Origin of the sequence: Endozoicomonas acroporae (assembly GCF_002864045.1) — a bacterium.
GTDB lineage: Bacteria > Pseudomonadota > Gammaproteobacteria > Pseudomonadales > Endozoicomonadaceae > Endozoicomonas > Endozoicomonas acroporae.
In genome coordinates this window covers 1-23,270 of the sequence record NZ_PJPV01000006.1, presented here as the reverse complement: position 1 = coordinate 23,270, position 23,270 = coordinate 1, and the positions used below count along the sequence as shown (strand labels likewise).

17 protein-coding genes are annotated in these 23,270 nt (G+C 48.7%); 7 read left to right on the top strand and 10 right to left on the bottom strand.

Annotated features, from left to right (window positions below; all coding sequences use genetic code 11):
* Positions 1-45: 45 nt before the first annotated feature.
* Positions 46-1,302 (bottom strand): alpha/beta hydrolase, encoded by a 1,257-nt coding sequence (locus tag CX664_RS01105; RefSeq protein WP_180966344.1) that lies wholly within the window; start codon positions 1,300-1,302, stop codon positions 46-48.
* A 156-nt stretch (positions 1,303-1,458) separates the two neighbouring features.
* Here CX664_RS01105 and CX664_RS01100 point away from each other — a divergent pair, with 156 nt between their 5' ends.
* The 5 genes from CX664_RS01100 (at position 1,459) to CX664_RS01080 (ending at position 9,030) form a co-directional block, all read left to right on the top strand.
* On the top strand, positions 1,459-2,151 hold the full coding sequence (locus CX664_RS01100) for a response regulator transcription factor (RefSeq protein WP_101744930.1): 693 nt from the start codon (positions 1,459-1,461) through the stop codon (positions 2,149-2,151).
* A complete protein-coding gene (locus CX664_RS01095) occupies positions 2,132-3,517 on the top strand; it encodes a sensor histidine kinase (RefSeq protein ID WP_101744929.1) in 1,386 nt (461 codons plus the stop codon). Before CX664_RS01100 ends, CX664_RS01095 begins: the two co-directional genes overlap by 20 nt.
* A 54-nt stretch (positions 3,518-3,571) precedes the next feature.
* Positions 3,572-4,336 carry a MipA/OmpV family protein gene (locus CX664_RS01090; RefSeq protein WP_180966343.1) on the top strand — a complete coding sequence of 255 codons (765 nt, stop codon included), beginning with the start codon at positions 3,572-3,574 and terminating at the stop codon, positions 4,334-4,336.
* A gap of 236 nt (positions 4,337-4,572) precedes the next feature.
* The gene (locus tag CX664_RS01085; protein ID WP_101744927.1) at positions 4,573-6,522 is read left to right on the top strand and encodes a hypothetical protein; all 1,950 of its coding nucleotides are present in this window, start codon (positions 4,573-4,575) and stop codon (positions 6,520-6,522) included.
* A 570-nt stretch (positions 6,523-7,092) separates the two neighbouring features.
* Entirely contained in the window at positions 7,093-9,030 is a 1,938-nt protein-coding gene (locus CX664_RS01080) for a PD40 domain-containing protein (protein ID WP_180966342.1), read from the top strand.
* A 63-nt stretch (positions 9,031-9,093) separates the two neighbouring features.
* Here the strand turns inward: CX664_RS01080 and CX664_RS01075 are convergent, their stop codons facing one another.
* Both CX664_RS01075 and CX664_RS01070 read right to left on the bottom strand, forming a co-directional pair.
* Positions 9,094-9,804, bottom strand: a complete 711-nt coding sequence (locus CX664_RS01075) for a hypothetical protein (protein WP_145999746.1) — start codon at positions 9,802-9,804, stop codon at positions 9,094-9,096.
* Between the two features lie 210 nt (positions 9,805-10,014).
* Positions 10,015-12,954, bottom strand: coding sequence for a hypothetical protein (locus tag CX664_RS01070; RefSeq protein WP_145999745.1), 2,940 nt, complete (start codon positions 12,952-12,954; stop codon positions 10,015-10,017).
* Between the two features lie 268 nt (positions 12,955-13,222).
* On the opposite strand from CX664_RS01070, the gene CX664_RS01065 reads away from it, so the two are divergent.
* Entirely contained in the window at positions 13,223-14,740 is a 1,518-nt protein-coding gene (locus CX664_RS01065) for a YifB family Mg chelatase-like AAA ATPase (RefSeq protein WP_101744923.1), read from the top strand.
* Positions 14,741-14,769: 29 nt separating this feature from the next.
* Here CX664_RS01065 and CX664_RS01060 read toward each other — a convergent pair whose 3' ends face one another.
* From CX664_RS01060 to CX664_RS01040, 5 genes are all read right to left on the bottom strand, one after another.
* Entirely contained in the window at positions 14,770-15,258 is a 489-nt protein-coding gene (locus CX664_RS01060) for a hypothetical protein (RefSeq protein ID WP_145999744.1), read from the bottom strand.
* Between the two features lie 314 nt (positions 15,259-15,572).
* Positions 15,573-17,036: a PTS glucose transporter subunit IIBC gene (gene ptsG / locus CX664_RS01055; protein ID WP_101744921.1), complete on the bottom strand. Its 1,464-nt coding sequence runs from the start codon at positions 17,034-17,036 to the stop codon at positions 15,573-15,575.
* Between the two features lie 404 nt (positions 17,037-17,440).
* The gene (locus tag CX664_RS01050; RefSeq protein WP_101744920.1) at positions 17,441-18,100 is read right to left on the bottom strand and encodes a YiaD family glycine zipper/OmpA-like lipoprotein; all 660 of its coding nucleotides are present in this window, start codon (positions 18,098-18,100) and stop codon (positions 17,441-17,443) included.
* A 19-nt stretch (positions 18,101-18,119) separates the two neighbouring features.
* The gene (locus CX664_RS01045) at positions 18,120-18,761 is read right to left on the bottom strand and encodes an MBL fold metallo-hydrolase (RefSeq protein ID WP_101744919.1); all 642 of its coding nucleotides are present in this window, start codon (positions 18,759-18,761) and stop codon (positions 18,120-18,122) included.
* Positions 18,762-18,899: 138 nt separating this feature from the next.
* Positions 18,900-19,172 carry a hypothetical protein gene (locus CX664_RS01040; protein WP_101744918.1) on the bottom strand — a complete coding sequence of 91 codons (273 nt, stop codon included), beginning with the start codon at positions 19,170-19,172 and terminating at the stop codon, positions 18,900-18,902.
* A 389-nt stretch (positions 19,173-19,561) separates the two neighbouring features.
* Here CX664_RS01040 and CX664_RS01035 point away from each other — a divergent pair, with 389 nt between their 5' ends.
* Positions 19,562-20,788: a dicarboxylate/amino acid:cation symporter gene (locus tag CX664_RS01035; protein WP_101744939.1), complete on the top strand. Its 1,227-nt coding sequence runs from the start codon at positions 19,562-19,564 to the stop codon at positions 20,786-20,788.
* A gap of 216 nt (positions 20,789-21,004) precedes the next feature.
* Here the strand turns inward: CX664_RS01035 and ribH are convergent, their stop codons facing one another.
* A complete protein-coding gene (gene ribH, locus CX664_RS01030; protein WP_101744917.1) occupies positions 21,005-21,490 on the bottom strand; it encodes a 6,7-dimethyl-8-ribityllumazine synthase in 486 nt (161 codons plus the stop codon).
* An 81-nt stretch (positions 21,491-21,571) separates the two neighbouring features.
* Positions 21,572-22,861: an adenosylmethionine--8-amino-7-oxononanoate transaminase gene (bioA, locus tag CX664_RS01025; RefSeq protein ID WP_101744938.1), complete on the bottom strand. Its 1,290-nt coding sequence runs from the start codon at positions 22,859-22,861 to the stop codon at positions 21,572-21,574.
* Between the last annotated feature and the right edge of the window lie 409 nt (positions 22,862-23,270).

The following is a 23,270-nucleotide window of genomic DNA, read 5'->3' as shown; positions in this document are numbered from 1 at the left end:
GCTTAAGACAGGCGCCAACTTGTGAACTACCCTGAAATAACTTTGTCAGATCCTTTCAGTAATAAAACGGTATATTTTATTTTCCGCTTCTGCACCTTCCGGGCAGTGACCCGCTTCACCGAAGAATGCTATTTCACTATCAGAAGACATTGCCGCCGTCGCTCTCATATCTTTCGGCGAAGCTACCGGGTCATCTTTGGTATTAATCACCAGCAACGGTACACTGGTGTGGGGTTTACCATCAAAGTAGCCCTTGGTTTTCAGTGACAATGGAATGGTATACCGCCCCGGATTATCAAGCCCTTTATAAGTCAGCCCCTGACGTGCAAAAAAGGAATCGACACTCATTGCCGGCAAATATTGCAACTTTTCAGGTTGAGTCAAAACACCATCTACCAGTGCACAACGTGCGACCACAGCCTTAAGTTCAGGGGTAGCAACAGTGAACTCCATTAAACTCAGCCCCCCCCCGGAAGATGACAATGCCGCCACCCGTTTTTCATTCAGAAGCGTTGAGTTTTTCACGTAAGCCAAAGCGGCATTATGTGCCTCAGCTTCTGTACCCGGAGAAACTTTTAATGCCCTGTTCAGGCCGCCTCCGGGAATATCAAATGTAATGACCGCATAACCGGTGTCTGTATATTTTTTAGCACTCTGAAAGTGCTCAACCAGAGTTTTGTCTACGCCTCCGGTCCAGAGAATAACAGGCAGTTTTTTGTCGTTTTCTGCCAACTGTCTGGGTAAATGCAAAAGCCCTTTGATACTGCCGCCCTGCGACAGAGGCATATCAATGACGGCGATGCGCTGCCCCATGTTCAGCCCAGCCTTAACGTAATAATCAACGGCATTTCTCAGTGCCGCCTGCTCATGATCGCTGAGAAGGTTCGGGTAGGAGGCGGTTAAATAGAGTCCGGATACTCGTTGTAAAAGAGCAGCAGTCTGAGCTGAAGGTGGCTGTTGAGACGCTACTTTCTCTGCATGCCGGGTCCATTCGTAAGTCCAATGACCGGGGCCATATACCGTTATAGTGTCCCGCAGTGGACTGCTGCTATTGATCCGTGGCAGTACGGTATCAAAGTCACTTTCGGTAACTCCGAGCGCTTTCCAATCCGACAACCGTAGTTCACGATACCAGTGCTCCTGATCACTTGACTCGACTTCACCGCCACGAAACTCTTCGTGCTGCTGAAGATTAGTGTCAGATGCCTTACTCTGTAACGCCGTGGGTTGAATGCCCCCCATGCATGCAGCTAATGCTGCAAACAAAGGAGTTAACAGCAACAGCCTTTGAGTTCTTTTCATTTTGTTAACCTGCATTGTTTACCATAATTTCCGCTCAACCTTATAAGCTCTTTTGTGAACAAGTCGTGAAGTAGTAAGCTTCACAAAATGTTCACAGGTCACATGATATCCAGAGCCTTCTCTTTTTTTCCGTTAAGCCATGTTTGCCGTTAAACCATGCGTATATTAATCGTTGAAGACAATGCTGATATCACCGCCAGTATTGCCGACTATCTTGAATTCAAAGGTCATCAGTGCGACTACGCCTATGATGGTATGTCCGGCCTTAACCTTGCGACCAGCCATGAATATGATCTGTACATCTTTGATATCGCCATGCCAAACATGGATGGTCTGGAGCTCTGCCAGGTTCTCAGAGGCCACCGGAAAGATAAAACTCCGGTCATTTTTCTGACCGCCCGGGATACGCTGGAGGACAAACTGGCGGGTTTCGCCTCCGGAGCCGATGACTATCTGGTGAAACCTTTTGAACTGAAAGAGCTCTACGCCCGCCTGGAAGCGATTAGCCGACGTTTAAACACTCATTCCTCCACGCTCAATCTATCTGACCTGACAGTAAATATTGATACTCAGGAGGTTCATCGACAGGGGGAAAAAATTCAGCTCTCTCCTAATAACTTCAAGCTATTAAGAGTACTCATGGAGCACTATCCCGCAGCAGTTTCCCGCAAAACTCTGGAGTATCAGCTTTGGGGAGATGAACTGCCCGACAGTGACTCCCTGCGCAGCCACATCTATAAACTTCGTCAAAAAATTGATAAACCCTTTGGGCAACCCCTGATTCAAACCGTTCCGGGCTGGGGCTTTCGGATGGCTCAACAGGAAGGTGATGATGAAACTGGTCAATAGCCTTCGGTTCCGAATACTGGCAGCCTGTCTTATATTCGGGTTGATAGCCAACGTCATCTTCAGTCTGTTTCTGTTCGTCGCCTTTGAAACAGGGGAAGACACCATGTTTAACTGGCAGATAGCCAATGAGGCAGAGCAGTACCGTTCTCTTTATCTGGATCATTTCGAGGTATTAAAACGCCTGAACACAGTGGGCACCTGGAAGGTCGGCAATGACTCGCAGTTACTGGCTTACCTGGGCCATGACGCTTTAACAACGGAATCACTTTCTGACTCCCCATACATTGATGTCTATGTTGATACCAGTCAGCAAGGCTTTGAGATTTTTGAATACACCCACGATCAAAAGGTTTTTCAGATCGTTCGGTCTCCTCTACCCCAGAGTTATGGATCAGACACATTTTTTTATTACTTAATCGATATCAGCCAGTTTGACCGGGGCCAAAGCGACACTCCCTGGAAAATAGCACTCTCTATTGTTGTTTGCAGTCTGGTTATGCTGGGTCTGGCATGGATAACTGGCTTGCAGGTCAGCCACTTCGTGATTGCGCCATTGACCCAGCTGAAACAGGATCTGGATACCCTGGATTTCTCCAGTGAACAACAGCTGGCAGGCGACTATTACCACGATGAAGTGGGCGCGGTAGCCCGATACATTAATAAACTGCTCCTGCGCATCAGCAGGATGATAGATCGGGAAAAACAATTCACCCGGGATGCCAGCCATGAATTGCGGACACCGATTACTAACATTGCTATGGCTTCGGAAATTCTGCAACTTGCTGTCATTGATAACCCCGGTATTCAGCGCCCATTGCAACGAATAACCCGTGCCACTGAAGACATGAAAAATCTAATAGAGAGTTTTCTTCAGCTCAGTCGCGAAGAGTCGATCTGTGAAGCAACTCAAACCATCAGCCTGCACACCACGGTAGAGCAATCCCTGGATCGGCATCAATATCTGGTGGCTCACAAACCCGTCACACTGCATAACCAGGTGCCGACCACGGTCACCGCCTCTTTGCCTCCGGTCATATTCAGTATTATGCTGGATAACCTGGTGCGTAACGCCTGTCAGTACACAGACTCTGGCGAAGTGACCATTTTTGCTAATGACAGCAGGCTATGGATACAAGACTCTGGACCAGGATTTAAAGATGAAGCCATTCCCCGTTTACTGAAACCCTGGGAAAAAGCACACGTCAGTGGTCTGGGGCTGGGATTGAGCATTGTTGCACGAATCTGTCAGGCTCGACAATGGCGGCTGGAGATTAACAACCGAAAACCCGAAGGGGCCGACACGCCATCAGGAGCCGTCATCAAGATACTGTTTTCACAACCTGTTCACAACGCAATCACAAACTGATCACTCTCATTATCTTATCATCGTTGCCAGTTTTGACAGCAACGGATGACAATAATGACTGTACGATCAATTGCGACTGCAGCCAGTCTGCTGGCCACTTTTGGACTGGCCAGCACTGCCCATGCCATAGAAAATGACTGGGAAATGATCCTGGGCCTGGGTGCCTCCCATGAGAGCAGCATTTATAAAGGTGTGGATGGCGAAACCAATCCTCAACCCATTGCCCACATTGAGTATGGTGATTTCTGGGTGCGTGGAGAACAGGCGGGTTACACGCTCCTTGAAGGGAACAACTGGAGCCTGTCTCCGGTGATCAGCCTGGGAGTCGGCTCTGGTTTTGAACAAGACAATGTTAAAGATAACGATCTTTTCAAAGGGCTGGATGAACGTAAAGCAGGTATTGGATACGGTCTGACTCTGGGATACGACATGCAGTGGGCTGAACTGACGGCATCCGTCCTTAACGACACCAAGTCCGATATCAGTGCCGGGTTCGAACTGGGCAGGGAGTTCCAGATTACTGATCGGTTTAGCATTGAAACGGCTGCGTCCGCAACCTGGCGTAGCAGTGGTTACAATGATTACTACTACGGCATTTCCAGCAAAGAAGCCGGTAATAATCCATTACTCTCCACCTACAAAGCCGACGCCGGAGTGGATATGGGTCTGGAAGTGATGGCTACTTATCAACTTTCTTCCCGCTGGCTTTTGGTCGGTGGTGCTGAGTACACCCGTTTCAGCAGCAGTGTTACCGACAGTCAGCTGGTCGACAAAAGCAACCAGACCTCTGTGATGGCAGGTGTTGCCTACATGTTCTAGTGCATCTAAGCAGCTGATACCCATACACAGGCACCTCGTTCCCACGGACCTCCGTGGGAATGCTTACCAAACCTCTCCGAAAATATAGCCCTGCATTAAACTCTCATGATTCCGGGCAGAAGTTGATACCCACAAATGCAGCTTCTCCGTAGTAGCTCTGTCGATATTTAATCCCGGGATGTTGCGATTGTTGCTATTTTTCTTGAACAGCCTGAGTCACCTTGGGGGGTTACATTATGCAACCTGCAGCAGGGTTTAGGACCAGTACCGATGTCGATACAGCGGGCAATGAAATCAAGCCTGAAGTAGTCCGTGATATGGCTCGCTTTGATCACCGGTGGGTTCGCGTCCCCCAGGAAGTGTTCGCCAAAATCGCCAGCTATTTATCAATCAGCGATATCCATAATTTTGGGCAAGCATCGCCGACAACGGGCGATCGTCTTCGGTCATGCGGCCTGACAGAGGTCCATTACTTCCTCTCCCAGAGCAGGCAAAAGCAGTCTTCGTGCCGGGCAATCATTCAGTCCAGACAGCAACTCCTTGAGCACCTCAGGACGTTGTCGATATTTTCTGTTCGACATTTCCCTGCGCAACTGGGCCCAGCTTTTTACTCATTTTATGCCAGTCATTTACGCCAGCAGATTCTTGACGGGGCTGCACTGACCCTTATACCCAGTGGCAGCAGAAATCTTAATCGCTCTACCCGTCATCTGTGTGATCATATTCCCATCCTCATCGAGAGGAAGTCGGAGAATTACAGTAATATTCTGGCTCTGGATCATGGTCACTGGGTCAGTAAAGCTGAAATCAAACACGATTATTTTGCCTGTTTTCGTCATCAGCATGCCGACCATATTTTATTTGTCCCGCAATCGGTAAGCAGTGGGTGGGAGAAACTTTTTTCCTGCACCTACAGTGGCAAAGAGCATTTACTGTCTGTTTATGAATGCAGAAATGGTGCATGGGTTGAGCAACAGCAAATGACAACGGGTGACGTTTTTCCTCAGTGTAAGTACAAGTACATCAGTAATATATACCTGTCACCTGATGCCAGGTCACTGGTCTGTATTAACCGGGGGCGAGCTGGCGCTATTCTTGGTCGGGGGACTGATGGCCAGTGGGTCAATAAAGGCAACATTAGTACAAATTACAATCATACTTTGCTGTTCAGTGCCGACAGCAAAAATCTTGTGCTTTATCATAGATCACGCATTACGGTAATGGGCCAGGCAGACGATGAATCCTGGTCACGAACGGCTGATATTATTGTTGAAGATCGTGCTGATGACCTGGAACTCACACCCAATGACAATAAAATGAGCGAATATGAGCTTAATCTGGAAGTGGTATTCAGCCCGGATAACCGCCATTTTGCTACATGGCTTAGCGATGATTTTGATGCGGATGCTGTCAGGCGAGATTATTTCTTTGTCGCCATTTTTGCCCTCGGTCCTGAAGGGCATTGGTGTGAAAAAAAGAGAATTATTAAAACCTGCAACCCGCCAAGTTATTACTACCATCTTAAACCCAATTTCAGCCCCGATGGTCGGTTTCTAATCATCACCACTCAAGTTAGTTTGGATATCTGGGAGTTAAATACTGACGACCAATGGCTGCCCGCTGTTCAGGAGAAGTACCAATGCGGTGGTGGTACGATTCATTTTTCTGCGGACCCCTGTGAATTCATCAGAAAGAGGTGGCGGTGCGTAACAATCTGGCGCAAGGCGGCGTCCGGAATGTGGGGCCGGGCACAAACATTCCCGGCTGAGTCCCTGACAAAAGTCAGTCCCAACGGTGAAACCATTGTGTGTAACGATCCAGCAGGCCATACGGATATCTATCAACGTAAACCTGTTGGTGAACTTTGCGCTAAACCCGCCGGTGAGTGGGTCAGGCAACGCATCGAATTTTCCGTCGAACAAGTAGGTTTCAATCAAGAAGGCTACCTGCTGGCTGTGGTTCCTGAAACGGATTCGCACAGCCTGATTCTGTTCGGGTTGACGGCAGACGGGAGCTGGCTGGAAAGGGACTGTTTGCAAACAGAAACCAGGATTGCGAAATTTTGTTTCAGCCCGTGCAGCCGCACCCTTCTGGTCACCAGTTTGCTCCCTGACGGTGATATTTTAGTGCCAAAGGTTGTTTCCTTCTGGCAGATCAGGGATCATCAGCCGGAGAATGCCTGTTAGGGATTATCCCGTTGGTTGGTGCGGTATAAGTAGTTAACCAAATGAAATCATATATTTCTGACTAAGTTGTCAGTCACTCCCGGCAACTGCTCCTGCGTTGCTCTATCTCCTGCATCCATGCAGTCGTGCGGCGTTGCAACTCCGGTCACATAGCTACGGCTATGCTCCCTACGTTGCGCCTTGCATAGCAACTGCCCACTTAGCCAGAAATATACGATTCCATTTGGCCAACTACTTAGCCCGGTCAAGGGTTCTCCACACCGGCCAGCCATGCCCTGAATCAACGTGTCTGAACAACCTCCTGATTAACCGCTTTTATCCTGAATACCCGGTAAATTCGCGCAAGCTACCTTAGGCATCTCTTGTCGTACAACATCCCAGATAAACCTAACCAGTTCCCGGGCAATGGCAACAATAATAACCCTCCATTAAACGCTCATGATTCCGGGCAGAAGTTGATGCCCACAAATGCAGCTTCTCCGTAGTGGCTCTGTCGATATTTAATCCCGGGATGTTGCGATTGTTGCTATGTTTCTTGAACAGCCTGAGTCACCTTGGGGGGTTAACGTTATGCAACCTGCTGCAGGGTTAAAGACCAGTCCCGATGTCGATACAGCGGGCAATGAAATTCAGCCTGAAGTCGTCCATGATATAGCTCGCTTTGATCACCGGTGGGTTCGCGTCCCCCAGGAAGTGTTCGCGAAAATCGCCAGCTATTTATCAATCAGCGATATCCATAATTTTGGGCAAGCATCGCCGACAACGGGCGATCGTCTGCGGTTATGCGGCCTGACAGAGGTCCATTACTTCCTCTCCCTGACCAGGCAAAGGCAGTCTTCGTGCCGGGCAATCATTCAGTCCAGTCAGCAACTCCTTGAGCACCTCAGGACGTTGTCGATATTTTCTGTTCGACACTTCCCTGCGCAACTGGGCCCGGCTTTTTACTCATTTTATGCCAACCATTTGCGCCAGCAGATTCTTGATGGGACTGCACTGACCCTTATACCCAGTGGCAGCACAAATTTTAATCCCTATTCGCATAAACTATTGGGTAATCATATTCCCATCCTCATCAAGAGGAAGTCGGATAATTACAGTGATATTCTGGCTCTGAATCATGGTCACTTGGTCAGGAAAGCTGAAATCAAACACGATAATTTTGCCTGGTTTCGTCATCAGCATGCCGACCATATTTTATTTGTCCCGCAATCGGTAACCGGTACGTGCTCGGAACTTTGTCGCTACCCTTACTGGAGCGGCGAAGAGCATTTACTGTCTGTTTATGAATGCAGGAATGGTGAGTGGGTTGAGCAACAGCAACTGACAACGGGTGACGTTTTTCCTCAACATAATGACAAGCATATTAGTAAGATATACCTGTCACCTGATGCCAGGTCACTGGTCTGTTTTAATTTGGGGCAAAAGGGTGCTATTCTCGGTCGTGGGGCTGATGGCCAGTGGGTCAATAGAGGCAACATTGGTACAGCTCATAATCGTAATTTGCTGTTCAGTGCCGACAGCAAACATCTTGTGTTTTATGATGAATCATACTTTACGATAATGGGCCAGGCAGACGATGAATCCTGGTCACAAACGGGCAATATTACGGTTGAAGATCGTGCTGAAGACCTGAAACTCACATCCAACGCGGAGAAAATGATCCTGTATGAGTTTCATCTGAAAGTGTTATTCAGCCCGGACAACCGCCATTTTGCCATATATTTTGATGATGATTATTATGATGAAGATGTTATTGAACGAGATTATTTCTTTGTCGTCATTGTGGCCCTTGATCCACAAGGGCAGTGGCGTGAAAAAAAGAGAATTATTAAAACCTGCAAGCAGCCAACTAATTGGTACCATCTTAAACCCAATTTCAGCCCCGATGGTCGGCTTCTGATCATCACCTCTGATGATATGGATATCTGGGAATTAAATACTGACGACCAATGGCTGCCCGCTGTTCAGGAGAAGGACCAATACGGCGGTGGTACGATTCATTTTTCTGCGGACCCCTGTGAATTCATCACACAAATGGAGTGGTGGAGCGTAACCATCTGGCGCAAGGCTGCGTCCGGAATATGGGGACAGGCACAGACATTCCCGGCTGAATGCGTGACAAAAGTCAGTCCCAACGGTGAAACCATTGTGTTTAACGATCCTGCGGGCCATACGGATATCTATCAGCGTAAACCTGCTGGTGAACTTTGCGCTGAACCCGCCGGTGAGTGGGTCAGGCAACGCATCGAATTTTCCGTCGAACAAGTAGGTTTCAATCAAGAAGGCTACCTGCTGGCTGTGGTTCCCAAAACAGATTCGCAAAGCCTGATTCTGTTCGGGTTGACGGCAGAGGGGAGTTGGCTGGAAAGGAGCCGTTTGCAAACAGAAGACAGGATTCGGAAATTTTGCTTCAGCCCGAGCAGCGGCACCATTCAGATCGACAGTTTTCAGGTCACCGGTTTGGTTGTTTCCTTCTGGCAGATCATGCCCGATACCGTCTCACGGTAGGCTGACCAGGAATTAACAGACCTGCTGCGGTTGATTTGAAGTTCCCCTGGATCTCTTTCTCACTTAATCCTTAATGATATTATCACCTACAAAGTCGATCGTTTTTCTGCTCTCTTCCATTATTTTATTTTGTGCATCTTGCAGCATTTTTTTAAGTTCTTGAGGTTTTTTGTTTTCTGATTCAATCTGCTGCTTTGTTTCACTGATTGTCTTTTCAAGTGGTGCTATTTTGTTATCGATATGATCGAAAATATTATCTACTTTTTCACGCAACGAGCTACTATCAAACTGGTCGCTTTTATTCGTCAGTTCATCAGTCAGGTTATCAAGAAGGTTTTCATATTTCATATCTTCCTGATTAATAGGTCTGCCTGCCTCTGCAAATAGTTCTTCTACCATATTATTTCTTTCAGTCAGTCTTTCGTTAAGCATTGTTTCCAATTTATCAAGAGACTGATTTAACGTGTGAATCAGTTCGTAGTTTTTTCCTGCGTCAGGATCGAGTTCAAACTTATTCAGTGCATCCTGAATGGTTTGCATCTCGATCTTATTGCCTTTAAGGAGACTACTCACCTGATCCATAGAAAGAGCGGTAATACTCTCAAAATCCTGTATTGACTTAATAACAGGCCCCTCTCCTTTTCCCTCCGGAAGCTGATTGAGAACATCTGCCTTTGTGACCGGGATCCCTTTAAAGCTCCCCTTAACATCAGCAACAGGAGCCTCAGTCGTTAAATTATTAACAGCTGCAGCATTTGAATTATTAACATTCATCGACATCTGCTCTCTCCGTGAACGATTAATGAATAACTCTTCAGAGTTTAGATCATTGAATAACCACAACATTAGCGAGACTTGCAGTCCTCACAAAATGAGCCTATGCAATGAGATAGTAATGTGCTGCCTCGATAAACCACTGACTAATGACAGAGTTTTGACAAGAATATGTTCTTAATGCTCAGCTCAACAAGGGCATAAACCACTTCACTGGCCACCACCGAGCTCAACAGCCAGCACCGCAGCGACCTGATAAAGGCCCCGAATCAGCAGTGTCAATCCAAACTGACCATGATTATTCCCCAAGTTATCCCAGCCGTTACTGGTAAAATCCTCTGGATATTGGTATCGGAGAGAATTAATTTTTTGATCCGGATAGACTTCCTGTGGATAACACCTGTTTTCATTAATACTGCGGGCAAAACAATCAGAATTCAGATTCTGCCGGGCAGTCCATAATGTGGTTTCTGCCGTGGTTTTTTCCAGCCATTGCTGAAAGATTTCCGGCGATTCAAAATACTCTGCGGTTTTCACCGACCTGCCGACCAGGCCGGATAAAAAGGCCCCGATGGCCTGATCAATAAAAGCACCGAGTTTTGCCCGGCCTTTGGCATCCTTATAGTGATAATCCGAGTCATCCCGGTGCATTCTGGCATAATGCAGCACCGCTGCCACCATATTTTCACAAAAAGCGTTCATGAATGCCGCACGCTGATCAAAGCCCGGAGGCATAAAAGCAGTAGTATCAGCGGCATCAAAATAGCTGGTGATTCCGGGGTAAAATTCCATATCGCCAATGTCCCTTAAACCGGAGTAACCCCAATCCGATTCATCAGTAGCCTTGCTGTCCCAGGCCGTTAATGCTCCGGGAAATGCCCGGTCATGGTTAAACATAAAACAGAGAAACAGCTCTCGGCGGTTTTTTTTAAAAGAATGGTACGCACGGATCGTGGAGGTGTGCACAGCGCCCAGGCTGCTCCACACCCCCAAGTCATAACTGGCGTTAATCAAGCCCTGCTCTGCGCGGGTGCTGTTACCGTCAGGGTCTTTCTGATGAGCCAGTGTGCTGTAATCCTGATTGCGTGTAGTGAATTGATACATCAGATAAAAACACCGGCTGCCCAACGCCACCGTTTCCAGCCTTGAACGAAAGTCGGCAAAAATGTCTTCAGGCATCAGTTTAACCGGTACCAGCTTCAACCCGAAAGGCCTCGGTACTTCACTTTTCAGCGATCCCCAAAGTCGGCGGCGGTTCCAGACAAAACGGTGGACTGCCTCTTCCCGGAAAAAATCTCTCAATGGCTCCCCGCAGCGCAGAAATTTCATGCGGGATATCTTCGTACGGGTGTTCATCATTAACGCCCGCCCCCCATAAACAGTACAATTCCCGGATAACGGCTTCGTCCATACTGGCAACTGCGCCTGGTGCAGTCTTTGTTTCTGCTGACAACAGTGCTGCTCAATGGCTTTCTGTAGCGCATGCCCCATGGCAAGGTTGCGCAGGGTAAACGGAGCACTGCTTAATAAGGCTTTGCGCAAAAATGTACTGCTGGAAAACTTGAGCTCATCATAGGGTCGCGGCTCCAGCGGTTCCAGCAAAATGTGTCGATGCATTATCGGCTTGCCCCGCTGTCGGCAGGACAATGGCATACAGGTATCCCCTCTGGCTACCATTGCCTGTCGAATGTCCTGTGGGAGATATTGAGGGGCAACGGCCAGCAATAAATCATAAGGTAGCTGGTGGCGAAGGGATTCCGGCACATGCTCTATGGTTTTTGATTTTGGCGCGGTAGCCTCAAGGGCCAGACAACAGACCTCCATGGTTCTTAACGGAGCTGGAATTTTTTTCAGGGAGTATAAGCCACTGCAGGCCGCCAGGAACAGAAGATCGGGATGATCCTGAAATTTTTTTTCTGGCACAGAGCAGTTCAAGGGGTAGATTCTCAGTATGCGCCGGTACAAGTCCACCGTTCGTAACGACTCAGGAAAAGCCCGATCTATTTCACCTGCCCTTATTGCCCGCTCGACCCATTCAGGATGAGCACGCATCAGGGATGGGGGGCACCCGGAAATAGAGCCAGGCCATTTATCCAGATATCGTCGGCAAAAATCTTCTGTTTTTGCCGAATCAGGCAATTGCTTCAGGAGCGAAGAACTCCATTGCTGGTGAAAAACCTCATTGGCCAGCTCCGGGTGCTCCAAGAATATTTGGCGGGGGATATAATCAAACTGTTTCACCAGGTCAGTTTGCCTGATAGCCTTGACGCAGCGCTGATAAGTACGTAGAGACTGCGGAATATCATCCAAATTAGTAATTCCCAATTGATCAATCAACTGATCTGCTACCGATTCTGAAATATATTTGCAGAAAAAGTTTAATTTCTGTACTGCCATGGAACATAATTCGGGGTAAAACGCCGCACAAGGATTCACAAACTCAATTAACCCGGGATTTTCTTTGATCGCCTCCAGGCACAGGGCATAATTTTGATGCTTGGAGGGCACATACTTCAGGGTATCCGGGCAAGTCGCCACCAGATCAGGAAACTGAACTGACCGGACATAATCAGAGGCGATATTGACTGGCAGAGCACCGATCCGAAGGCAAAATTTATTAAAAGAACGGGTTTTCAACCGAGCCGGGATATTTTGATAAAACCACCCCAGCCCGAGATTTTTTTCCAGACACTCCCGGGCAAGGGCTTCAGTGATTGCAGCCGGAGGCAAATCCCTGAGATCCAATCTATAGTCACTGACCAGATCAGCCGTCAGCACACTCTTCAGAACCTCTACCCGGGTATGTTGAAGTACCCAGGCTCTACTCAGCCAACAAGAAAATTTTATCCTTTGGTTAAACTCTTCTTTACTGGTTATTTCCTCTGGCAGCTGTAAATAACAGGCAAGCAACTGACGTTGATGGTCAGATACAGGACGGGCAGGACCATCAATAAAAGGGTCAGCAGAAGGTTGAATAGCAACAGAGCGAGGTAGCCCGGGTTGTTTTGCCTCTGTTGATTTCAGTAACCCCGCAGTGGATGAAAATGCCTTCTGTAATACTCCCGCTCCAACTTCGGCTGAAGCGACATTGGTAAAGGCAGAAGACGTGATGAGCGAGTGACTGTCACTATCATCAGATGAACTGGGCATCGCTGTTTGCGTATCTTTTTTTTGTTTCTTCGCTGGTAAAGCATTACTGCAACAGTCAACGACATTCATAATTCGACGCTTTTAAAAGAATTATTTTTTATCCACCTGGATGCTGTAAATGTAACCTTTTATTCGATCTGACTATTACGATGCAAAGAAGTTCCTGATTAACATTGTTGAATGTTTGAATGACGCAAATTGCACAGTAACTCTCTCATAAGCTGCTATCTTTGATCCTTTAACGTTGTTTAATCGGTCAATAATAACAATGCCTTCAACACTGGCGCAGGTTTACACTCGGGCAAATCAGGGCATACGTGCACCTGCGGTTTCAGTAGAAGTCCATCTTTCTCAGGGCCTGCCCGGTTTGAATATTGTCGGCCTGCCGGAAGCGGCGGTTCGCGAGAGTAAAGACCGGGTGCGCAGTGCACTTATTAATAGTGGCTATGAATTTCCCGATGGTCGCATCACGGTGAATTTAGCCCCGGCCGACCTCCCGAAAGAAGGCGGCCGCTTTGATCTGCCCATTGCCCTGGGCATTCTGGTGGCTTCGGGACAACTGCCGGGTGAGGCTCTTGAAGATAGAGAGTTCCTTGGTGAGCTGGCACTTTCTGGCCACCTTCGCCCTGTCCGGGCGGTGCTTCCTGCTTCATTAGCCTGCAAAGACATCAACAGATCATTGATTCTTCCTGAGCAGAATGCCTCTGTTGCCGCCATGGTCAGCAGCGTCACGATTATTGGCACCCGCAGTCTCCCGGAGGTGTGCGCTTTCCTGCTGGAAAAGACGCCGATTGAACCGGCAAAACCCGACCGAAACAGTTTTAAAACAAACTATCCAGACCTGGCGGATGTACGAGGTCAGGAGCAAGCCAAAAGAGCGTTACTGATTGCCGCTACGGGCTCGCATCACCTGCTCCTCTTTGGTCCACCCGGTACCGGGAAAACCATGCTGGCCAGTCGTCTGCCTGGATTGCTGCCACCGCTGACAGAGAGCGAAGCCCTTGATGTGGCCGCAATTCATTCACTCACATCCAGCTCCATGGATACCCTCTGGCAGCGCCCTTTTCGCACACCGCACCACTCATCTTCATCGGTTTCCCTGGTGGGCGGTGGCAGCATACCGCAACCGGGGGAGATCTCTTTTGCCCATCATGGTGTTCTGTTTCTGGATGAAATGCCGGAGTTTGCCCGCGCGGCCCTGGAAATACTCAGAGAGCCCCTGGAAAATGGTGAGGTAGTCATCACCAGGGCCAAAGGTCAGGAGCGTTTTCCGGCCCGATTCCAGCTGGTTGGTGCCATGAACCCCTGCCCCTGTGGTTACCTGGGTGATAGTCAGCGAACCTGCCGGTGTTCACCGGACCAGATCAGACGCTACCGGAACAAATTATCCGGGCCATTACTGGATCGTATTGACCTTCAGATTGAGGTGCCATCCCAGACTATCGAAACCATGATGGAACCTGCTGTTCAGAACAACGATGAAACCGGTTCAGAACAGCTTAGAGAGCTGGTGATCAGCGCCCGGAAGAGACAGCAGGCCAGACAGGGAAAAATCAACTGCCAACTGTCGTCCAGGGAGCTGTTTGAAGTCTGTGCGCTGGGTGAAAAGGAGAAAGAGCTGATCACCAGGGCATCCGCGCAACTGCAAATATCAACCCGGGGGCTGCATCGGATTTTACGAGTGGCCAGAACCATTGCCGACCTTGCTGGCAGTGCCTCGGTGCAAAGCCCGCACCTGGGCGAAGCCCTGCAATATCGGCAACTGGATCGTCAGTCACTGGAATAGTTTTCATTCTCTGCTGAAATTACCCAACCTTATAAACGGTAAACCTCTTGCCAATTTAAGGGATTCCCTACGGGATCCTCGCCAATACTGTTAATGTAATGCTGTGCCAAGAGTTGATGACTGTATGTTTGCTTATTACAAAGAACAGGATCATCTACCTTTCCCAAATCAATACAACACTCTTCAGATATCTCTTCCCGGGATATCTCAGCCGGTAGTTTGGGTAGCTCATTGAACGGAACAATATTTGATTCAAGAATTCTTACAAACTCCTGCTTACTCCCATCCGCAGAAGCCTGTTGGCCGACATCGGCCCTTTCCCGGATCATATTCGCCACCAAGCCCTCAATAACAGCATCGGCCATCTGCTGGCGGTCATTACCCATAGCGTTATCGGGCAGGCACTCTGAAACAAGTTGAGCTATATGCCGGTAGCGTAGCTGAGGCTCGTTACGAAGATCGACTCGAAGCGGTGCCTGACCTGGAACTGCCAGGTCAATTATTTCTGGCTGACGCACACAGCACGAACAGAAAATCCTTTTTATACGCCGCATAAAACCTGCGCCTCTTTCTTCAGAACGCCCTTGAACCAGGTCCTCACGAGACCTGTCCTGTGCAGGCCAAAGGTCATAACTTGCGGCTCTTGCCTCCATGAAAATCGCTCCTCTTAACTAACTGCCAGATCATAAATTTTGTTATTAACCAAACCATTAGACCCCAAAAACCGGTAATTTATCCTTCCTGCCAATAAAAAAAACCGTGCCCACGATAAACGCGGGCACGGCTGCAAAGACAATCGTTTGCTGCTCTTCTATCGAGCAGTTTTTAACTATCAGGCCAGGGCCAGTTCGCCGGTTTCCGGAGCCTGACCGCTTTTCATCAGCTCGTTCATCTCAGTCTTGATCTGATCAGAACGTGGACCAAAGATGGCCTGCATATTCTGGCCTACCACCAGCACAGCTGTGGCACCCAGAGCCTTGATGGCTTCAACATCCACATTCTCTGGCTTATCCACAGTGACACGCAGACGGGTGATACAGGCGTCAATGCTCTTGATATTGCGCTGGCCACCAAAAGCGATGAACAGTTTTCTGGCCTGCTCACTGCCAACTTCTGCCGTACTTGCCGCTTCTGCTTCCTGTTCACGACCCGGTGTACGCAGGTTGAACATCTTGATGGCAAGCGTGAACACGGTGTAATACAGCGCCGCGTAAGCCAGGCCCCACACCAGAATCATGGCTGGTTTGGTACCAATGCTGAATGACAGCGCATAGTCAATCAGACCGTGGGAGAACGAACCACCCATCTTGATTTCGAAGAAGTTGGTGATCACAAATGCAATACCTGCCAGCAGTGCGTGAATTCCGTACAGGATTGGCGCAACAAACAGGAAGGAGAATTCGATAGGCTCAGTAATACCGGTCAGGAAAGAGGTCAGAGCCGCAGACATCATAATACCGCCCACCACTTTCTGGTTTTCGGTTTTCGCACTGCGCCACATGGCAATCGCCGCCGCTGGCAGACCAAACATTTTGAACAGGAAGCCACCCGCCAGGAAGCCTGCAGTCGGGTCACCGGCAAAGAAACGTGGGATATCGCCATTCACCACAACGCCAGAAGCAGTGACAAACTCACCCATCTGAGACTGGAAAGGTACGTTCCAGATATGATGCAGGCCAAATGGAATCAGCAGACGCTCGATAAAGCCATAGACAAAGCCCATGGTCACAGGATTACCTTCAACGGCGTAATTACCAAAAGCATCAATGGCATTACCGATGGGTGGCCAGATAAAGCTCAGCGCCACACCCATCACGATGGCAGCAAAAGCGGTGATAATCGGCACAAAGCGCTTGCCCGCAAAAAAGCCCAGGTACTCAGGCAGCTGGATTTTATAGAAGCGGTTGAACATGACCGATGCCAGAATACCCACCAGGATGCCGCCAAACACACCGGTATCAATAGAAGCGATACCCATGATGGATTTGGTTTCGATACCCAGGGTGTTGGCCATAACCCCCATGGTAGCGAGCAGAACCACATAGCCTACAACCGCTGCCAGAGAAGAAACACCATCGTTATCCGTCAGGCTGAGTACCACGCCGATAGCAAACAGCAGAGGCAGATTACCAAAAACAGCACCACCCGCCTGAGCCATGATATGGTTCAAGAGTTCAGGAAAGATTGAAAAGTTTGCACTGCCTACCCCCAGCAGAATACCGGCAGCGGGCAAAATTGCCACGGGCAGCATCAGCGAGCGCCCGATTTTTTGTAGAAGGGAGAATGCTTTTTGCACCTGTTTACCTTTAGTTGCCGTTTTTTAAAAAAAATATAAAAACGTTGCCAAGACAGTTCTGATCATCTGAATTTGGGCGCAGGATTTTGATACATTTGCTTGCTTTATGAACTGACTTAGATCAAAAAATGACAGACTTTCTGTTATCTAAAGGCACTTTTTTATTATTGTTTTATAACAAGTTGAGCATATTCGAGCACCATACCGAAGTCGTTACCCAGTTGGCTATTAGCAAGAAAGGTTGTCGCGAAAGTGACACAAGCCTTAAACCACAAAGGACACCAAGCTCACGAAGTCATCTTTTCAAAGACTTCGTGCTCTTCGTGTCCTTTGTGTTTTCAAAAAAGCGCTCTACCTTTCGCGCCCTCCCCTGTGCAATCGCCAGGGGAGTTCCGACTCTTTTTTTATCGCGGCTGGACGGGAAGAAGGTTGATTTCTACACGACGGTTTTTGGCACGACCTTCAGCGGTTTTATTGCTGCCAACAGGGTCTGCAGAGCCACGGCCATAGGCAACAATGCGGTCACCACTGACACCTTGAAAAGCAATATAGTTAGCAACACTGTCAGCCCGGTCCTGGGAGAGAGGTACGTTTATCTTATCCCCTCCGGTACTGTCGGTGTAACCAACCACTTCGATCATGTTACGGTCATACTCCCTGAACACTTTCGACACAGAACCCAGCACCGGATAAAAAGCAGACCTGATATCGGATTTGCCGGAGTCGAAAGTGATATTGGATGGCATAATCAGTTTCAGCTCATCACCCTGGCGGTATACCTGTACGCCGGTTCCCTCCAGTTCTGCTCTCAGTACTCTTTCCTGTCGATCCAGATAATGGCCATAACCGGCACCTGCAGCACCACCGATGATGGCACCTTTCAGGGCACCATCACCACCATCGGCGATAGCACCAATCGCAGCACCCGCCAGAACACCACCAAGGCCATACTTGGTTGACTTGCTGGCCTGCTGTTCACCGGTGTAAGGATTGGTTGTCTGACAGCCTGCCAGCAAAGCCCCCATCAACAGGGTGGCAACGGCAAATAATCTTTTCAATTGCATAATGGTTTTCCTTAGCAAATTAGCCGCGAATAATACTATTTTCACGAATTTCTTCACCTATTGTGGTATCAGGACCGTGTCCGGTGACCACAATGGCTTCTTCGTCCAGCGTATAGAGTCTTTGTTTGATCGATCGTTCAATGGCTTTGTAGTCTCCGCCCCACAAGTCCGTTCGCCCAATTGACCGGCGGAACAGCGTATCCCCGGCGATCAGAAGCTTTGGCTGTTCAAACCAGAAACACATGGAGCCGGGCGTATGCCCCGGAGTGTGCATGGCCACACCTTCACAGCACGGCAGTTCTTCATCATCTGTTAACCAGTAATCAGGATCTGGAACCGGGCTATAAGGAACACCGAACATACGGCATTGCATTTCAAGGTTGTCCCAGAGGAACTTATCCCCCTCATGGAGATAGATGGGCGCACCGGTCTGTTTTTTGATGTCGCCACTGGCCAGGAAATGATCCAGATGAGCATGGGTGTGGATAAGCGCGACAACCTGTAAATCCAGCTCCCGGAGCTTGGTCATAATAATGTCAGGATCGCCACCGGGATCTACGACAAATGCCTTACGGGTGACCGGATCACCAATAATTGTACAGTTACATTGCAGAGGCCCAACAGGGAAAGTCTGCCGGATAAAGGCTGGTTGGTTTGTCATTTGACCTTCACAGTAGTTTGCTATGTTCGGTCAGGATTCTAATATTATTTTTCTGCCGGGTCTTTCCTTATATGCAGTGGGCTACCATGGCCAGCAATAATCACGAACGGCTTATTTAGATCACAGCATCTCACAACCTTAACAGGAACAGAGTCGCCTCCCTGACTGAAGTCTCATTTTCTGCATCAGAGCCACACGGGCATTGACCAGGCCAGCAGAATCAACCCGCAGAAATGCTTTCTGCCCGGGATGGGGAAAGTTCCATTCCTGAATGTACTCATCCGCATCATCTGAATCCTCTTTGGAAAAGACCTCCGGGATCAGGGAATATTTATGATAGATCCATTCTTTTCGGGTCAGCCCTGGCCTTGGCTCAGATATGGATAGTGAAAAGCGGATTTGTCTCAACACGTTACTACTCCTCAGTAATTCAGCAGGCGTCACTTTATGGAATCATTAGTGTTCAGCTGCACAGGCCTTTGAGGTAGGTAGTGTAGTCAAAAAAAAACTGGTCATAAGTACCAAAAGAATATTCCACCGCAAAAATAATTGAGCGAAAAATTATTCATTAAATTAATAAATGAAGTCAGTCAAACAGCCCCCATAAAGCCAACCAAATAACAGTCAATCTGACCAGGAATGAAGCTATCTCTACCAATAGTGACTATGTAAATACCAAAACAAAATAATAACCCGTAAAAATCGTGTCTATTCTCAGAGTTCAATCCAGTAGACAGACCCCAAAAGCTATGCAGCCAGGCAACAAAAACACGGAAAAACAACCCATTATAAATGGTACTATGATTCTACTCATAGCCGGACTGTTCGGAGTTATCACCGGATGGCTTGACCTGAATGCACTTAATCAGGCCGGTGATGTGGTATCCGACCTGTTTATACGAATGCTGAAACTGATCAGCCTCCCCATTATCTTTTTTGCCCTGGTTTCCACTCTTTCCGGAATGGGCGAAGCGTCGGAGGTAAAACGCCTGGGTGGTCAGGTTCTGAAATACACGGTGATCACTACCCTGATTGCCGCTACTGTTGCCCTGGTCCTTTACTTATTCATTGCTCCGGCGGGAAAGGCTGGTGCATTAGCTGGAGCCGCCGAGCCTTCAGGCCCCTCTGGCAGTTATTGGTCTTATCTGCTCGGCGTGATTCCTGCCAGTTTTATCGAGCCCTTTTACACTCATAATGTGATGGGTGTGCTGTTTCTGGCCCTTCTGCTCAGTGCTGCCATTATGGCTCTGGAAAAGCGGCACAAGGCTGTTTTGCATGCCTTTTTTGACAGTATGTTTGCTGCCATCATGAAGATGACCGGCCTGATCCTGAAACTTATGCCTCTGGCGGTCTGGGCATTTGTTAACCAGTTTATCCACGATCTGCAGAGTCAGAAAATTCTCCAGGACCTTGGGCTCTACCTGATGTGCGTGGTGCTGGCTAATATCGTACAGGCTGGCCTGATGTTGCCGCTGTTGCTGAAATTCAAAGGCATTTCTCCCTGGCAAACCATGAGAGCCATGTGGCCAGCGCTAACCGTGGCTTTTTTCGCCAAATCGTCGGCGGCGGCTCTGCCCTATGCGGTTGAGTGCGCTGAAAAAAACATGGGGGTTCAGAGTAAAGTGGCCCGTTTCAGCCTCCCTTTGTGCATTACTGTCAATATGAACGCTTGTGCTGCTTTCATATTGATAACGGTTCTGTTTGTTTCACAAAGTAATGGCGTCCTGTTCTCACCCCTGGAGTTACTCTCATGGATCGTCATTGCCAGTATTGCCGCCATTGGTAATGCCGGTGTGCCCATGGGTTGTTATATGTTATCCAGCGCATTTCTTGCCGCGATGGGAGTACCACTGCAACTGCTGGTTATTATTCTGCCGTTTTATGCGTTGATTGATATGCTCGAGAGTGCCATTAACGTGTGGTCAGACTCCTGTGTAACCGCTATGGTGAACGCAGACCTGTTACCCGCTGTGGAGTTGGCAGAGGGAGAGAGCCAGGTGGACCACAATGGGAGTGATCCGACTTAGTACATCCTTTCAATGAGTTTGATGCGCACAATCTCCGTTCACCCTGAGCGCCCTTCGACTCGGCCAGGATGCACGGACGAAGGGTGATTGGCACGGTCTTTATTCAGGGTATGGAGTTTGCGTCCTTCGACTCCGCTCAGGACGAACGGAGTTTTGGGGGCAATGATAGATGGACCCCATCAATCACCTTAAAACCATGTACCAGGTCAATAAGTTTTATCCTTTAATCTGGTTTATCCAGTGCAGTAGTTCAGAAGTCGCGTAGACTGCCTCTACGCCCTTGTTCATGTGATCATCACCGGCTCTTTTTTGCGCGTCCTCAACGCTATCTACTCCGATCACTTCATTGATCACAGGTTTTCCGAAGCGTTCTGTGACATCCATGAATCCTTCAAATACACCATGAAGTACCATTTCATCGTGACTGGTGATCCCTTTCAGAACCACACCAAACGCCAGGATAGCATCCAGTTCAGGGTCTTTTTCAAACAGGATTCGTGCCGCAAGCGGCAATTCCAGTGAGCCCGGGACTTTGTGAATTGAGATATTCTCCGGCTTGACCTCCAGTGCCAGCAGCTCTTTTTGAGCCCGGTTAATCATGGCATCGACACAGTCGCTGTGCCAACTGCTGCCGATAATCGCCAGTCGTGCATGGGGAATTTTGTGGAACTGTTCCGGGGTTTTAGGAAGGCCAGCGCCCATCAGGGATACTCCTTTAAGTAACGGTTAAATAATAGTGTGAAAATGAAAGTTAGCTGGCTACCGCTCTTGCGGCAAACCGGTTCAGCGGCTAAACCGATGAAGCACCCGACAAATAGCACTACACAGTGCTTTCAGCTCATCGCTGGAAATGACGTAGGGTGGCATCACATACACCAGCTTGCCAAAAGGCCGGACCCAAACGCCCTCTGCAACAAATAACGGCTGGATTTCAGACATCACCACCGGTTCTTGCAACTCCACGACCCCAATACCCCCCAACACCCGGACATCAGCAACAGCAGGCAGGTCAACACAAGGCATCAAGCCTTCCCTGAGCGTTTGTTCAATCGCCGTCAACTGACCACGCCATTCGCCTCTGGATAAAATCTCCAGGCTGGCATTACCGGCAGCACAGGCCAGAGGGTTGGCCATAAAGGTGGGGCCGTGCATAAACGGACCGTGTTCAGAAATGGTGCGACTAACCTGCTCTGAACAGAGGGTTGCCGCCATCGTCATGTAACCACCCGTCAGGGCCTTTCCGACACACATGATATCCGGAACAACGCCAGCATGTTCACAGGCAAACAGCTTGCCGGTACGACCAAACCCTGTGGCAATTTCGTCATGAATCAGCAGAACTTCATAGTCGTCACACAGCTGGCGCAGACGCACCAGATATTCCGGGGAATAAAAATACATGCCGCCGGCACCCTGAACAATGGGCTCAATAATCACCCCCGCCAGCTGGTTTCCCCGTTGGTCCAGCATCTGCTGCAACTCATTAATATGACTCTCTGCCAAAGTTTCCCCAAAACGGCACTCAGGGCGGGAGACAAAATAGTGCTGAGGCAGAATGCCGGTAAACCAGTGATGCATGCCACCATCCGGGTCACAAATAGACATGCCACCGGTTGTATCACCGTAATACCCGCCCCTGACGGTCAGCATCTTGTTTTTTTCAGGTCGCTCCCGGGCAATCCAGTATTGCATGGCCATTTTGATGGCAACTTCAACAGCCACAGAGCCGGAGTCGGCAAAAAACACCGTTTGCATCGGTTCCGGGGTCATGGCCACCAGTTTTTTCGCCAGGTCAATCGCCGGTTTATGGGTCAGTCCACCAAACATCACATGGGAGAAATCATCAATCTGATGCTTCAGTGCCGCATTCATTTCAGGATGGTTATAGCCATGCACCATGCACCACCAGGAAGACATGCCATCAATAACCTGGCGACCATCATTCAGGTGCAAATAGACACCTTCAGCCCCGACCACCGGGAACATATCCACCCGATTAATGGTCTTACTGTAGGGGTGCCAGATATGTTCGGCATCAAACACCAGTTCTTCCGGGGTTATAACAGGGCTCAAGCCTGACTCCTTTTGATACATATTGACCTTTCTGCCAGGAGAAGATAATCGCGGGGCTGTTCTGTAGCAAGCGTAAACAGTACTTTATACCCATCAAATTCATCATGCCCATAAGTAGTTGGCCAAATGGAATCGTATATTTCTGGCTAAGTGGGCAGTTGCTATGCAAGGCGCAACGTAGGGAGCATAGCCGTAGCTATGTGACCGTAGTTGCAACGCCGCAGAGTGACTGACAACTTAGTCAGAAATATATGATTCCATTTGGTTAACTACTTATATGGGCATGAGAACGCTTATGGCTGTTTTCGGGATCCTGGCCTACTCTGCCTCTGTGGATAATTTGAATAGTTCGTTCCAAAATCAGATGATTTTCAAATCATTCACCTATCCATTCTCAAGCGGTTGCTGA

Bases quoted from the DNA above. Each gene is read 5' to 3' on its own strand.
- CX664_RS01045 (WP_101744919.1), bottom strand. From the start codon at position 18,761: ATGACAAACCAACCAGCCTTTATCCGGCAGACTTTCCCTGTTGGGCCT.
- CX664_RS01070 (WP_145999745.1), bottom strand. From the start codon at position 12,954: ATGCCCAGTTCATCTGATGATAGTGACAGTCACTCGCTCATCACGTCT.
- CX664_RS01075 (WP_145999746.1), bottom strand. From the start codon at position 9,804: ATGAATGTTAATAATTCAAATGCTGCAGCTGTTAATAATTTAACGACT.
- ribH (WP_101744917.1), bottom strand. From the start codon at position 21,490: ATGGGCGCTGGCCTTCCTAAAACCCCGGAACAGTTCCACAAAATTCCC.
- CX664_RS01095 (WP_101744929.1), top strand. From the start codon at position 2,132: ATGATGAAACTGGTCAATAGCCTTCGGTTCCGAATACTGGCAGCCTGT.
- CX664_RS01090 (WP_180966343.1), top strand. From the start codon at position 3,572: ATGACTGTACGATCAATTGCGACTGCAGCCAGTCTGCTGGCCACTTTT.
- CX664_RS01085 (WP_101744927.1), top strand. From the start codon at position 4,573: ATGCAACCTGCAGCAGGGTTTAGGACCAGTACCGATGTCGATACAGCG.
- CX664_RS01035 (WP_101744939.1), top strand. From the start codon at position 19,562: ATGATTCTACTCATAGCCGGACTGTTCGGAGTTATCACCGGATGGCTT.
- CX664_RS01065 (WP_101744923.1), top strand. From the start codon at position 13,223: ATGCCTTCAACACTGGCGCAGGTTTACACTCGGGCAAATCAGGGCATA.
- CX664_RS01105 (WP_180966344.1), bottom strand. From the start codon at position 1,302: ATGAAAAGAACTCAAAGGCTGTTGCTGTTAACTCCTTTGTTTGCAGCA.
- CX664_RS01050 (WP_101744920.1), bottom strand. From the start codon at position 18,100: ATGCAATTGAAAAGATTATTTGCCGTTGCCACCCTGTTGATGGGGGCT.
- CX664_RS01100 (WP_101744930.1), top strand. From the start codon at position 1,459: ATGCGTATATTAATCGTTGAAGACAATGCTGATATCACCGCCAGTATT.
- CX664_RS01080 (WP_180966342.1), top strand. From the start codon at position 7,093: ATGCAACCTGCTGCAGGGTTAAAGACCAGTCCCGATGTCGATACAGCG.